18 protein-coding genes and 1 tRNA gene are annotated in these 13,555 nt (G+C 27.7%); 5 read left to right on the plus strand and 14 right to left on the minus strand.

Annotation, left to right across the window (positions count from 1 at the left end; genetic code table 11):
• Positions 1-22 precede the first annotated feature (22 nt).
• The 7 genes from GXK56_RS07665 to GXK56_RS07695 form a co-directional block, all read right to left on the minus strand.
• Complete coding sequence (locus GXK56_RS07665) at positions 23-880, minus strand: aminoglycoside 6-adenylyltransferase (RefSeq protein ID WP_160686837.1); 858 nt, start codon at positions 878-880, stop codon at positions 23-25.
• Between the two features lie 60 nt (positions 881-940).
• Positions 941-1,747: a phosphate ABC transporter ATPase gene (locus GXK56_RS07670; protein WP_160686839.1), complete on the minus strand. Its 807-nt coding sequence runs from the start codon at positions 1,745-1,747 to the stop codon at positions 941-943.
• Positions 1,748-1,786: 39 nt separating this feature from the next.
• Entirely contained in the window at positions 1,787-2,137 is a 351-nt protein-coding gene (locus tag GXK56_RS07675; RefSeq protein ID WP_160686841.1) for a VOC family protein, read from the minus strand.
• A gap of 66 nt (positions 2,138-2,203) precedes the next feature.
• The gene (locus tag GXK56_RS07680) at positions 2,204-2,656 is read right to left on the minus strand and encodes a GNAT family N-acetyltransferase (protein WP_202127842.1); all 453 of its coding nucleotides are present in this window, start codon (positions 2,654-2,656) and stop codon (positions 2,204-2,206) included.
• Positions 2,657-2,899: 243 nt separating this feature from the next.
• On the minus strand, positions 2,900-3,664 hold the full coding sequence (locus tag GXK56_RS07685; protein WP_243156047.1) for a methyltransferase domain-containing protein: 765 nt from the start codon (positions 3,662-3,664) through the stop codon (positions 2,900-2,902).
• A 116-nt stretch (positions 3,665-3,780) separates the two neighbouring features.
• Positions 3,781-4,560, minus strand: a complete 780-nt coding sequence (locus GXK56_RS07690) for a GNAT family N-acetyltransferase (RefSeq protein ID WP_160686845.1) — start codon at positions 4,558-4,560, stop codon at positions 3,781-3,783.
• 147 nt (positions 4,561-4,707) lie between these two features.
• Positions 4,708-6,708, minus strand: coding sequence for an alpha-L-arabinofuranosidase C-terminal domain-containing protein (locus GXK56_RS07695; protein ID WP_243156048.1), 2,001 nt, complete (start codon positions 6,706-6,708; stop codon positions 4,708-4,710).
• A gap of 444 nt (positions 6,709-7,152) precedes the next feature.
• On the opposite strand from GXK56_RS07695, the gene GXK56_RS07700 reads away from it, so the two are divergent.
• A complete protein-coding gene (locus tag GXK56_RS07700; protein WP_160686868.1) occupies positions 7,153-7,491 on the plus strand; it encodes a hypothetical protein in 339 nt (112 codons plus the stop codon).
• 583 nt (positions 7,492-8,074) lie between these two features.
• A tRNA-Glu gene (locus tag GXK56_RS07705) sits at positions 8,075-8,149 on the plus strand.
• A gap of 73 nt (positions 8,150-8,222) precedes the next feature.
• Here the strand turns inward: GXK56_RS07705 and GXK56_RS07710 are convergent.
• The 7 genes from GXK56_RS07710 to GXK56_RS27715 all read right to left on the minus strand — a co-directional run bounded on the left by GXK56_RS07710 (position 8,223) and on the right by GXK56_RS27715 (position 11,965).
• Positions 8,223-8,390 (minus strand): hypothetical protein, encoded by a 168-nt coding sequence (locus tag GXK56_RS07710; RefSeq protein WP_160686870.1) that lies wholly within the window; start codon positions 8,388-8,390, stop codon positions 8,223-8,225.
• 20 nt (positions 8,391-8,410) lie between these two features.
• Positions 8,411-8,533, minus strand: a complete 123-nt coding sequence (locus tag GXK56_RS28515; protein ID WP_279283094.1) for a hypothetical protein — start codon at positions 8,531-8,533, stop codon at positions 8,411-8,413.
• 241 nt (positions 8,534-8,774) lie between these two features.
• Positions 8,775-9,236, minus strand: a complete 462-nt coding sequence (locus GXK56_RS07720) for a hypothetical protein (protein ID WP_160686872.1) — start codon at positions 9,234-9,236, stop codon at positions 8,775-8,777.
• 58 nt (positions 9,237-9,294) lie between these two features.
• Positions 9,295-9,441, minus strand: a complete 147-nt coding sequence (locus tag GXK56_RS07725; RefSeq protein ID WP_207710260.1) for a hypothetical protein — start codon at positions 9,439-9,441, stop codon at positions 9,295-9,297.
• 97 nt (positions 9,442-9,538) lie between these two features.
• Positions 9,539-10,246, minus strand: a complete 708-nt coding sequence (locus GXK56_RS07730; RefSeq protein ID WP_160686876.1) for a hypothetical protein — start codon at positions 10,244-10,246, stop codon at positions 9,539-9,541.
• 120 nt (positions 10,247-10,366) lie between these two features.
• A complete protein-coding gene (locus tag GXK56_RS07735; RefSeq protein ID WP_160686878.1) occupies positions 10,367-11,005 on the minus strand; it encodes a hypothetical protein in 639 nt (212 codons plus the stop codon).
• A gap of 819 nt (positions 11,006-11,824) precedes the next feature.
• The gene (locus GXK56_RS27715; protein ID WP_202127843.1) at positions 11,825-11,965 is read right to left on the minus strand and encodes a hypothetical protein; all 141 of its coding nucleotides are present in this window, start codon (positions 11,963-11,965) and stop codon (positions 11,825-11,827) included.
• An 890-nt stretch (positions 11,966-12,855) separates the two neighbouring features.
• Between GXK56_RS27715 and GXK56_RS28715 the strand changes: the two genes are divergently transcribed.
• Genes GXK56_RS28715 through GXK56_RS07750 form a run of 3 tightly spaced genes read left to right on the plus strand, consistent with a single transcriptional unit; the run spans position 12,856 to position 13,484 of the window.
• Positions 12,856-12,996, plus strand: a complete 141-nt coding sequence (locus GXK56_RS28715) for a hypothetical protein (protein WP_347707944.1) — start codon at positions 12,856-12,858, stop codon at positions 12,994-12,996.
• Positions 12,997-13,056: 60 nt separating this feature from the next.
• Positions 13,057-13,143, plus strand: a complete 87-nt coding sequence (locus GXK56_RS28720) for a type II toxin-antitoxin system RelE/ParE family toxin (protein ID WP_347707946.1) — start codon at positions 13,057-13,059, stop codon at positions 13,141-13,143.
• A gap of 56 nt (positions 13,144-13,199) precedes the next feature.
• Positions 13,200-13,484: a helix-turn-helix transcriptional regulator gene (locus tag GXK56_RS07750; protein ID WP_160686880.1), complete on the plus strand. Its 285-nt coding sequence runs from the start codon at positions 13,200-13,202 to the stop codon at positions 13,482-13,484.
• Positions 13,485-13,555 lie beyond the last annotated feature (71 nt).

Genomic DNA, 13,555 nt, shown 5'->3' on the forward strand with positions numbered 1-13,555 from the left:
ATTTATTTCTTACCTCCTTTTACTATGCCTCTTCTTGCATTCTTTTAATGTATAACATAATATTTTCTGCTTCATCTTTGCAATATTCAAATTTGAAATACATAGCTATTTCCAAAGAAATTTCATGAAAATATTTGCACATTTTAAATAGCTTTTCCCAAATATCTTCAAATGTTCCATTGGGAAAAATGTCTGTAAATCTATCCATATTAGTTTTACTTAAATATCTTTCAAAGTATTTGTAGCACTTACCTGTAGAAACTGAAAAATCATAATCAATTCCTATTTTCCAATTAAGCATTTTTAAAAACATTTCCATTTCATAATGCTCCATAAAAAACTTAGTGAACATCAATTCTTTCCTACATAGCCCTTTTGCAACATTTACACTTAACCACCAAAATTCATTGCAACAATCTCTAAATTCTTCTGTTGTAGGTTTTCCAATATAATAATAATCACTAACTTCAATAGTATTTAATCCATCTATTCCGTCCTTATCAAGTAATAAAATTCTTGGTTCTTTATTAAATATTCTACTTTCCATATTTTCAATATCCACAAGAGTTAGGTCAATTCTATTTCCATCTTTAAATTGCATTAAATATACAAATTCCTGATTACTGTTATAATCATAAGGATGACTATACCAATCATTTGGCTTTTGCATAATTAATCTTTCTCCAAAACGTTCTAACCACTGCTCATTGCTTGTAAATGTCTGAATATCTTTCACAATATAAACAATATCAAAATCTGAATATTTATCATGTGTTGCGTTAAAATCTACTCTTGAACCAGACATATATACAGCACGAATTTTATCATTATCCTTAGCTGTATTCATTATCAAATCCATCATTTCTTGTTCAGTTCTCATAATTATTTCTCCATCCCATATTTAAAGCTTTAACAAATAGTCTTACTCATACTTTACAATCTATAATGTATCAATAAATTTATAAACCTGTTCTGACCATTCCCATATATCTTTGTTTTTACTATCCATATAATAAACTCTAGCTTTAATATCATCAGCCATTATACCTTCAAAGCTCTCTCTATATGCATTAGGAATTATTATAGCAAATACATTATCTTTTAATATTAATTCATCTTTAATTTTCAGTGGATGGTATCCATCAAAAACAGCATTAGGATGTTTTACTAATTCATCATATTTGAAAAAGAAACGCACTCCTGGAGTAAACCCCTTACTTAAATCTTCTTCACTCGGTTCACGCTCTAATTTTCTTTCCATAACTAGTCTATCACCAGCCTGACAATTCCCCCAAGATAGCATTAAATATTCAAAATAATCTGCGGGATCTTTTGCTGCATTTCTTGGTTCTAATTTTAATTGTTCACCAGATATATTTCTTGCCTTTACAGCAGAAAGTATGCTTCCACTTTTTATAATAGACAAAGCATTTTCAACTGGTGCTGTGTGGCAAAGATACTTAGTCATACAACCTTTTTGTTTACATGCAGTGCATTCTGTTATTTTTTCTGGCTTTTCTACCTTCATGAACTCTTTTTTGTTTGATAAAGCATAGTTTACTTTTTCCATTATTTTTTGGTTGTCACTAACAATTTCAGTTTTTCTCCCATGCAAAGTCTCATAGTCTACAAATTTAATTATCCCATTCAATTCCCATTCTGATATATAAGGATAATTGGATAAGGCATGATAGTATATGCCCTCCCAAATAATGCTGAATTCATGTTTTCCAATATCAATTTTCATACTAATCACCAACTTTAAAATATAAAATGTAGTATCATACTATTTTTCTCCGAAACTTCTAAAATATATATGGTTCCCGTCTGGATCGCAAAAATGCATATTCTTTGCTCCCCATGGTTGAATTTTAGGTGCATCAATAATATGTATTCCTAATTTTAGAAGTCTTTCATACTCTTCATCTACATCATCAACAGTAAATGCTAAACTAATATTATGATTTTGATTATTTTTTACGTCTCCATTATTATAAACTGTTAAGGTTGTACCTTCTTTAATAATGATTTGATGTATTTCATCCTTGCAATCAGAATTAATATTTAAGATTTTCCTATAAAAATCAGCAATTTTTATTACATCGTTTGTTTCCAAACAAACTTCACCTAAATTCATTTCTTCTTCCTCCCTGTATAAAAGATCTTAATTCATCACAATAAAATTTAATATTTTCTTATATATTCATTTATTATTTTCATCAAGCGATTTAGAAAAACTATATCCTTTAATCTTGTACCCATTGCTCTTATAAAATTCATGCGCCTTTTCGCGTTTAATTCCACTATTTAAAGCTATTGCAATTGCTCCTTCATTAATAGCCCACTTTTCTGCTGATTTCATTAGTATAGTGCCTATCCCATTTCCTCTATGTTTTTCATTAACCACTAAAGAAATAATTCTCACATACTCTCCATCATATTCATATGCATACAATTTACATAATCCAATAAAACCAACTACTTTGTTATCTACTTCAGCCACAAGTGTTTTGTAAGATTTATTTGAATTAATTTTAAATAATCTTTGTGATATGTTATTTTTGTTTGAAGGATAACCTAACTCTTCAATAAACTCTGTTAGCATTTCATAATCCTCATCAATTATGTCTCTTATAAAAATCTTATCTTCTTTCATTTTCAACTCTCCCGATAAAAAATACTATAAATCTCAGCAACACTCAACTACCTTTTGCCATAAGCTTTTTTATCCTAATCATATTCCTTAACCCTTATGTTTACTATAAATAGTTATATATTTACCTATTTACATAGTTATCTTTTTAAATAGGTAAATATAAAAATAGTTTTATATAATAATATTTTCCTATAAAACTATATTCTTATAAATATAGCTTTATAGATACCTTTAATTCTATATTTAAGGTTTTCTAGCAAGCTGTAAATCTATGGTATCATATACAGTAACTTTTCTACCATTATTATTAATTGCATTTTCTATTTCCTTATAAAATTCATTTCTTTTATTTTCTTCCAATGCTCTATGATCTGAATAAGTATTAATGAGTGAAACATATTCTTTGGCATTAAATGTTCTTGTTCTATGATATAATTTATAATTCACATCAATAAATCCATACTTTTTAATTTCCTCAGCCATTTTTTCGCATTGTTTTTCTCCGTACTCTGGTGAAAGTGCTGAAGTTGACATATATTTTGAATATATTTTTTGTATAGCAATATCAAGCTCTTGATTTCCTTTATCTTTATATGGATGGTTTGCAAAACGAGCAAATATTCCACCGCTTTTTAGCATTTCATATGCTTTAGGATAACCTATTTCTTCTGGTATCCAATGAAAAGCCGTAGCTGAATAAATCATATCAAAGGAGTCAGGTGGGCACTCATAATCTTGAAAAGCCAAATTTATAACATTAAAATTATTATATTTGCTAAATTTTTGCTTTGTATATTCTGCTAACTTATCTCCTAACTCTATAGCTGTTACCAAGCAACCTTCCTCAAGTATAGGTACTGTAGCTTGACCTGTTCCAATTCCAATTTCAAGAACCTTACTGGATTGATTTATTTGCTTAAAATCCATTATATCTTTATATAACTCAGAAACATAAGTTGGTCTCCACTTATCATATTCAGCATAAACTTCATTAAATTTTGTTTCCAAACCTTTTATACTGGCCAAGATTTTCTACCCCTTCCTTGTCTTTAATTATTCTTTTACGTGCTTATATTACATAAATACTTAATAGTTGCAAAATTCATCTTACACTTATTAGTTATTTATTCACCTATCATTTTCATGGCATCTACAGTATCAATTGCAGTCATTTCTACCCATGCAGTTTTATATCCGCATTTAACAGCATTACTTTTAGATGCAATATTAGACCAAGCTGTACAATAATATGGTACTTTTCCAAGCTTAATAATTTCGTCTGTCAGAATCTTTGTAAGAGTTGATGCCACTCCTAATCTTCTATACTCTGGAAGTACATCAATTCCTATCTGCCACATAGTATCACAATCATTACTTGCACCTGCAACACCTGCTATTTTTCCATCTATATATCCAACCGCTGCCAAAATATCTTTTTTATCACCTTCACAGTCATATCCCAAGGCCATATGAAATCTATCATCTTTATATAATGAAGGAATTTCATCTTCTAAAAATATTTTCACTTCAAGGCTTTCATTGATTTCAACTTGCTTTTCTACATCAGGCAGAAAAAATTCAGCAATAAAACATACAGATTTACCATGCTTTTCAAACTCCTTATTTAATACAATTAACTGTGGTGTATCAAAGCATCTGTATTCAGAATGTCTAGAAACAAACTTTTCTATAAAATCTTTTATTCTTTCATCTACAGATGCAACTAATCCATCACCATAATAAGCAAATCCACAAAACATTGGTTTTTTATAACACTTTTTTCTTCCCTCATTTAGCTTTGATAATACAACAGTATTTCCTTTATTCATAAAATCATCAACTGAACAGTTTAAATCTATTGCTGACTGTTCCATAGCAATCTTCCATATATCTTTATTATTCATACATTATTCACTCTCCCAAAAAATCTATTAAACATTTTCACCTTACCATATATTTACTAACATGTATAGACCTAACTATGTTTAAAATAGATTTGGCGTAGCAATTACAAGTTTGTAACTACTACACCTTTTAACATAAATGTATTTTTATTTAAATTTCAACCTAATTACAGACACTGAATATTTATCAGCCACATATTGAAAATCTTTTGAAGCATTATCTATAGTCTTGTTTTTTATAGAAATTTCTTCTGGCTTATCAAAAGAATTTTCTATATCATTTTTATCTCCATTAATATAGTCAACTGAAGCCTTTGACTCTATTTTCTTGTTGCTGTTTATATCAATATTAACCTTTTTAGCTTCTCCTGTTACATTAACAACCTTAACTATTAATTCCCCTGTTTTTTCATCGTAACTTGAAGATGTAAATATTTCTGGAGTTTTAGCCTTATTTGCATCTTGAGTATTTTGTTTTAGAACTTCTGGCTTTAGTAATTCATCCTTTAGCATTTGGGTTCCTAGATTATTACTAAATAGTTTTTGAACATAATAATCTGGAGTTGCATAATTTGTTGTTCCATTAAACCAAATCATATCAGGCTTCCATTGAAAACTATCAACTTTAGCAAGTAAAGGTGCATAAGACGCCATTTTTACAACATCTGAATTTCTTTCAAGACCAGTTAAATAAGCTGCTTCTGATAAAGCAGAGTTTAAAGTATTAGATTGTGAAGCATATTCTCCAAGGAATACTTTAGGTCCATTTCTATCATAACTATTATATCTTTCAGTATTAAGTAAGAACCAATTAGGGTCCATATAATAATGTTCATCAACTATAGTTTTATCTGCTTTACTCTTAATCCATTTCCAAGCATCATCAAATAATGTACCTTCTGCTATTGGTCCTGCTGCAGATATTAAGGTTATTTCAGGATGTTTTTCATTTAAAACCTTTTGAAATTCCTCAAATCTTTTATGATATGCATCTCCCCATTGTTCATTACCAACTGCTAAATATTTCAAGTTGAAAGGTTCCTTATGACCAGCTTCAATTCTCTTTTTACCCCAAGTAGTAGTTTCATCACCATTAGCATATTCTATTAAATCTAAGGCATCTTGAATATAAGTATCAAGCTCATCTCCAAGCTTTGCCATATACTTTGATTTCCCTCCATGAACTCCACCTTGACAAGTCATGCCGCAATTTACTACTGGCACTGGAACTGCTCCTACATCTTCACATAATTGAAAATACTCATAAAATCCAAGACCATATGATTGATAATATCCCCACATATTTTGAATTTCTTTTCTTTCTTCAACCTTACCAATAGTATTTTTCCAATCATACATCTGTTCCTGAGTATGACCTTCAACTACACATCCACCAGGGAAACGTATAAATCTTGGTTTTAAATCAGCAATTCTTTCCACTAAATCTTTTCTCAAACCATATTTTCTATCCTTCCAAGTATCTTGTGGAAATAAAGAAATCATATCTAAATCTACGGTGCCTTTTCCCTTAGTATAAATTACAAGCTTAGCTGCTTTTTCATCTTTATTAGCAGTTAATTCACCTTCATATTTAGTCCATTCCTTATTTATATTATCTACAGTTTTTACATCTGATAAAACTGTTCCACCATTATTTTCAACTTGTACGCTCAACGGACATTGTCCATCTACATTTTTTGCCCAAAAGGAATAATAATACTTCTTTCCTTGGTTTACATTTATTCCTTGATAACCATCATTAACTAATCTCAAGCCATCTCCTTCACTTGTTGAATTTAGTTCAACATAAGTTGGATTGTTGCTATTTAAAGGACTGTCCTTTTTTATTGCAACTTCACCTTGGCTTTGTCCCTTCTTATCTAACTGCCAGGAATCCATTGAATTCTTAAATTCAAAAGATCTGTTTTCAACTAATTCTCCATATAAACCACCATCAGCACCATGGTTTATATCTTCAAAAAATATTCCTGTAAGCATATCACTTACGTCAAATTTCTTTTCATCTGCACTTATCTTAAGTGTATAGGCATCCTTATTATTTTCTGCCTGAGCTTTTTTATAGACACCAAACCCAGCTCCAACACATACTACAGCTGCAACTAAACAAATTATATATTTTTTTTGCACTATTTTTTCCTCCCCATAATCAATTATTGTTTGGCTATTGATAAAAATATAAATTACCATCAGTCATTAGAATACGTTTTCTTAGAGTTGTTTATTTTAGTTTTTTTTAAATAAAACTTCATAAGTAGGCATTTTTTTATCTTTATTATATATTTTTTTAAACAAAAACCTCCTTTTTCATAATACTACCATTTTTATCAAAAGTAAATAGATTGTCTGCACAAGTTGTATGTAAATTCCCATAAAAAAATTCATAGAACAAATAATTAAAACTTGTTTGTTCTATGAATTTTTAATGTACAAATTACATTATTTTAGTATAATAAATCATAGAGTATTTTAAATATTTTAGATTCTTAAATTTAATGAATCCTATTTATAAATAAAATATTCATAATAAAAATTAAGATTATTTTCTTAAATAAGTTAAAAGGCGGTGCAATTATGTCAGTATATATGATTACATATTTTTTAAGTGATACTACTGGTCACGGTCATGAACATGATGAAAATTGTGGATGTGGAGGAGATCACGGACATGAACATACACATTCTCATGAAGGTAGCAGTCGTGGAAATATAGTAGGAAAAATCAAATCATTAGGAGCATGGGCTCAATTTTTGCCTGAAGGCTTTTTTGTAAAAACAGACTCAACTGCAGAAGAAATCTTTGAAGAAGTTAACTCTGTTGCAAATAAAGGTGACATTATCTTTGTAACTAAAATAGATGCCAAAACTTCAGCTTGCAAAAATCCAGCAGTTTTAGACTGGCTAGCAGAATAATTTCCTGCAAATTCAAATTTAAATTACTATTATAATATCATTTAGGAATAAATTTATTATTATATGATTTACTTTTGAAGTATTATAAAAATGGAGTTATGTCTTTGTATTAATGACATAACTCCATTTTTATTTCTTATCATTTAAACTTTCATTAAAATATCTATTAAATCTTTTTTCTGATAATACCCCTATTTAGATAATGGCTTAAAATTAATAATATCCATTAAAAATTTAGCCTGCGAACAGCTAAATCTTAATGGATATTCCACAAAATATTAAAAAGGAGTCGTAATTTTGTATAACTATTTGCTATACAAGAGGAGCGATGAGTATATTGAGTATAATATACACCTCTATAAAAAATTACTAACTATATTATAGTTTAACACATTTTTCTCGAAATACAAGAGTGTTTTTTAAATATTTAGAAAATTATGATTTGTTGAATAAATGAGCATCACTTCTAAGTACAAATTAATTTATTCTCTATTAACAATATTTAAAATCATATAAAAACACTTTAAAATAAAAAAGTTATTGACATAATATCCAAATAAGAGTAAAATCATATTTGTTGTACGGCCCATTGGTCAAGCGGTCAAGACGCCACCCTCTCACGGTGGAATCAGGAGTTCGATTCTCCTATGGGTCACCATTATAGAAAACATCAGCATTTAGGTAGCTAAATTGTTGGTGTTTTTCTTTTTTAACAACATAGCTAGTTATTATTAATGTAATTGTTTGGCTAATAAAAAACAAATAGAAGAAAGAGTATGTAGTTCCCATAATTCAGTAGTGAATAAATGATCAACTGCATTTACTTTCTTGCCTTCATCATCTATAAAATCATCAACTAAGACACCTTTTTCTTTTTTTCTCCAGGTATCAGATTTCATAAGCCTACTGTAACACATTCTTATGCTGCTAAGTTCTCCAATCCATAAGAACAGTACCTTTGAATATCATACCATAGTTCTTCATGAACATGAGCACGTGGAACTGCTGCATTATCCTCTTTAGAAAAATATATGTCTTGCATAAAATACATACAAAAAAACTCTAAGGATATTTGTCCAAGTTTCCATGCCAATCCATGGTTCCCAAACAAATTCTTTCTTAGAGTTATCAAGTATTCTTTTTTCAGTTAATTCCTCAGCTTTATCCTCAGGAATTAATATGTCAGTATAATATTTTTTAAGGTAATGATAAAGCGCTATTTGTTTCTTGCTTCATCCTAGGGAAATTCAAATAGTATTAACAGGCTTTATCACCCTTTCTAATTAAATATTTTCAATAAAATCTCCTTTAAATTCTTTGAACTCAGCATTTTGAATTAATATCTTCTTTTTCATACTTTCAAGTTTTCCGTAAATAGTATTATAATTTACTATGATATCTCCATCTAAATTTGCTGTATCATTATCTTCAAATTCTAATTCCACTACGTATTCATATGGAGCTCTATTATCAATAGCTCTTGATACTGTGTAGTTTACTTTATTGTTTAGGCTCCATTTAGGATCAATATTATATATATATTTATTTCCTCCATTATGAATATTTATGGAAAGCTTTTTTCCACTAATAAATCCACCTATTATAGAAAAACGTGCTTTTGCCAATTCTCTTTTCTCTTTTTCATTTTTTCTTTGTTCCCTAATTTGAAATATAACTGCAATTAAGGCTGCAGCTGCTGAAATTATTGAAGCAATCCCAGCAGCAATAGTAATATAAGTTAACATTAAAAATCACTCCTTCCACAAAATACAATATTCTACAGAAAGAGTTATAATCCTTTAATTAATCCATTCTCAATATTCTAATTTCATGCAAATCACAATATCTTTGACATTCAGGATGTATTTCACAACCATAAGATATAATTAATATACTTCCTTTATGCATACCTTTAACTTTTGATAGTGGCAATATTTCTAATATTGCCACTCGTACTCCATTAACATTCACATGACTTTGCTTAACTATTTCTCTCCTTTATGTCATAATAATAAGAACCCTATTTCTAGAGTTCTTTATTGTTTTCTTACTGTACTATTGGTATTATTTGCTTGTCCTTAATTATAACTGTTTCATAAAGAGAAGAATTACTTGTTTTTATAAGTTCAACGAAATATTTGTATATTCTTTTATTATAGACATCTTTAAACTCCAATTGCATGTCAATATGCTTATTCCCATTTATTGTTTTTTCTATTTCATCAAACTTAGTTTTTACATCAATTGATATTAATTCACTTACACCTGAGTCAAAAACAGTACTTACGTTGTATAAATTATTAATATAGTCATCTCCAATTTTAATTCTTATATCTAGAGCTGGACCTACTCCTATATTTTTTATATAAAATAATAAATGGTCACTTGTTGATGTGCCATTAAATTGATGATTAGTCTTAAACCACATATTAGCACCTGTTCTAAAATCTATACCAATTTTAAATACTGGCATTACTGAGTTAATTTTTTCTTCTTCTCTATTTCCCTTGTCAATATTTCTTTGATCATTAAATGTTTCAGCATTTTGCTTTAACGTATAAAATAAACCTAAAGCAGTTATATAACCTGTAAAACAAGCTCCAATAATTGTTCCGTAATATGAAAGTAACTCACCTTTTTTAGCAAATTCACTTCCACCAAACGTATTGACTAGACCAAATATCAAAATTGGTATCAATAACACTAAAAATATGAAAAATATCATATAAACACTATAATTTTTTCTATTACTCATTTCTTCACCCCTTCCATATAATACAATTATACAAAAGTCGGTATATTCCTTCTTTAAATTACAAATTATATGAAAAGAACCCTATTTCTAGAGTTCTTGAAGTCCTTTTTATCTTTAAATTCAATAATATAAAGCAAAGTGGAATTTATCATTCTTTTGTCCAATAAACATGCATGTTGCTTTATCGTCATTGAATCCTGGAATGTTAATGTCATGTTCTTTAAAGTGTGAATTATAAATATAACTTATATCATTAATTTTATTCGTATCTGGATTATAGTTCAGAAAAGGGAAAAATAACATTCTTTTTTTGTTTATTAAAGGATTTTTGCCTATTCCAGTACCTAATTGCATAATATCACTAAATCTACGACCTTCTAAATTAAACCAGCCAAGTATAAAAGCTCTTTTTCCTTTTTTGCCAAGCTTAATTTCATTTGTCAGCCAATTATAGTCTTTTTCAAACGCCTCTTTCCAAACAGCCTTCTGATTTCTAATATTACTTGCATTATTAAAGTTTCTCAAGTACTTAACTTCTACAATGAAATCTTTTGATGGGATACGTATATCACCGAAATTTCCTTGCTGTCTTAATTGTGCCATGTTTCCTAATGGATAATATAATTTTGCTTGAAGATCAGCTTCAGAAAAGTCTAAATCTGAAAAATCTTTAAGTTCTTTATCGCTTTTGTTTCTATGATATTCACTCAGATCATTAATTATTAACAAACAGTTCGAAATAAAATAATTCTTAATCATTTGTTTTCCTCCCATATTAAATAGTATTTGAGATGCATCTCCTAATACATATAATACAGGAAAAAAAGATTGATACAATGACTTGACGAGTCTTCTAAATTAGTGTATTTTATCAAAAGAGACACTCATACCAAAGAAGATAAAATAAATAAATAGTGAAAGCGTACTTTTTAACATACTTTCAATAATTAACGCATTTTATCGAGATTTTATCACCAATAATTCGTTTTTACTTTATTTTTGATAAATTTTAATATTTTTATTAAAACAAGTTAAGTATATACTTAATATAAAAAGCACTCACCATAATGCAAGTGTCTTAAAATTATGTACTATCTTACTTCAAATCCAACTAACTACCTCATGTATTTTAAACTTATCCATACTATCTATATTATAATCATTAAAGATAATATTGTTTAAGCTCCTTAATTTCTTCTTGTTGTTTTATTGGTATATTTTCACCATTCTTTTATTCTTCTTTATTTGTTTAATTTATTTTCATATCAATATACTTTATCAATAATCCTTATTTCTTTTACAAATAGGGACGTGAAATATTTATTATAAAAAAAGTCATACCATTCATTTCTGTGAATAATACAACCTTTAATCCTTTTACAATAATATTTCCTTTTTATGGGCACCATTTCTACTTGGTACTTCTCTTTTTACTAAATTTTATTATCTAATTTATCACTTTTCTTTCCATCTAAAACTTTCTTACTAAGTACTATTTACTGTTTTTACTATTCTTTTGATTTTGCTTTCCTCACTTTATTGTTTGTTTATTTTGTTCACAATATACACTATCACTATTTATTGTTCCTTTTGAATTAATCCACCTTCACATATTTCATCAATTAATAATTTATAAATATAACTTGAACTTTCCTTATATAATACCGTTTCTATATCTGCTAATTTATGAAAAACTAATGAATTATATATGGCCTCCATGGATTTTTCTATACTAAATCCCTTGTTTTAATTTATTAATAATTTCTAGTTATATTTCAGATTACTTCTCATATAATAAAATTTTTCTTAAAAGGTACCATTTCCTTATTCATTTCAAGCTCAACTTGTAATTTATATACCTTAAATTTTCTCAAATCATTAATTCCTTTATCAATGGTTTGTATCTGTATATTTATTTTATTATTCTTATTATTATATACAAACTAGCCTATGCTTATCTTACTTGGCACTTTTCATTTTTACTTGGTCTTTATTTATTTTATTCTATAGTCTAATAATCCTGCTTGTTCCAATATATTTTTTACTTTTAATTATTATTATAATTTATTTTACTTGTTCTTTAATTTATCTACTTGGCATTTTTTATTTTTACTTAGACTTTATTTAATCTTTTTTAGAATTTAATAAACCTATAATCAATTGTAAGCCTAAATATTGATATAATAAAAGGCTTAAAGGTTACAAAAATTTTGATTATAATATAAAAGAAAATGCAGGAGTTCAATACGAATTTGCAGATATATAATGGCATTCTATATCTGCACTATTAAATTAGCTTGACTATAACCTTTCCAATACTCATTAGTTAATTCCTTACTTAAGCTCCTTACTATTGATTTTCAGTATTCTGCCTTTTCATTTTGCAGTATTTCAGTTTTAATAATTTTGCCTATATTCCAATATAAAACTACCATTTCTGAATTTACTGCCATAACTACATTGCTCTTAATATTATCAAATGCTTTAACTATTTCTTTATATAGAAATTTTATATTTTCATTATTTATAATATAATGTATTATTTTTATATCATATATGGTATATTTATATTAAGAGATGCATATAGTAAACTATAAGAAAGGATTCTCATGTGGAATGTAGATTTTTATAAGACAAAAGATAATATAGCTCCTGTTGAAGAATTTTTAAAAAGTCTAGACTCTAAAATGCGTGCAAAAGCTATTCATGAGTTGAATATATTACAAGAGTTTGGACCAGCTTTAAGATAACCTCATTCAAAACCAATTGAAAATGGAATATTTGAACTGAGAATTGAAATTGCTAGCAATATTTCTAGAATTTTTTATTTTTTTCGTATAGGAAATAAGATTATTCTTACTAATGGTTTTATTAAAAAAAACTCAAAAAACCCCTAGAAGTCAAATTAATAAAGCACTAGAGTATAAAAAAGACTATGAAAGGAGATATAGTAATGAGTGATTTAAGTAACTTTTTTGAAAAACAACTGCAAAATGAAGAATTTCGTAAAGAATACGATGCTTTAACTCCTAAATATGAATTAATAAAAGAAATAATAAGAGAGAGAAATGCACAAAATTTAACCCAAAGGGAATTTGCTGATAAGCTTGGCTTAAAACAAAGCAATATTTCCAGATTAGAAAGTGGCAATTATAATCCGAGTCTTGACTTTTTAGAAAAAATAGCTGCTGGTCTTGGAAAAGAACTTCATATAGAACTTCGTCCAAAGGCTTATTAATAAATATTATAAATTTAAAGCTATAGTATAGGTAAATTTTTGTCTATATATAGCTTTCTTAATGTTTCAAT

Source organism: Clostridium sp. C2-6-12 (genome assembly GCF_009928485.1).
GTDB lineage: Bacteria > Bacillota > Clostridia > Clostridiales > Clostridiaceae > Clostridium.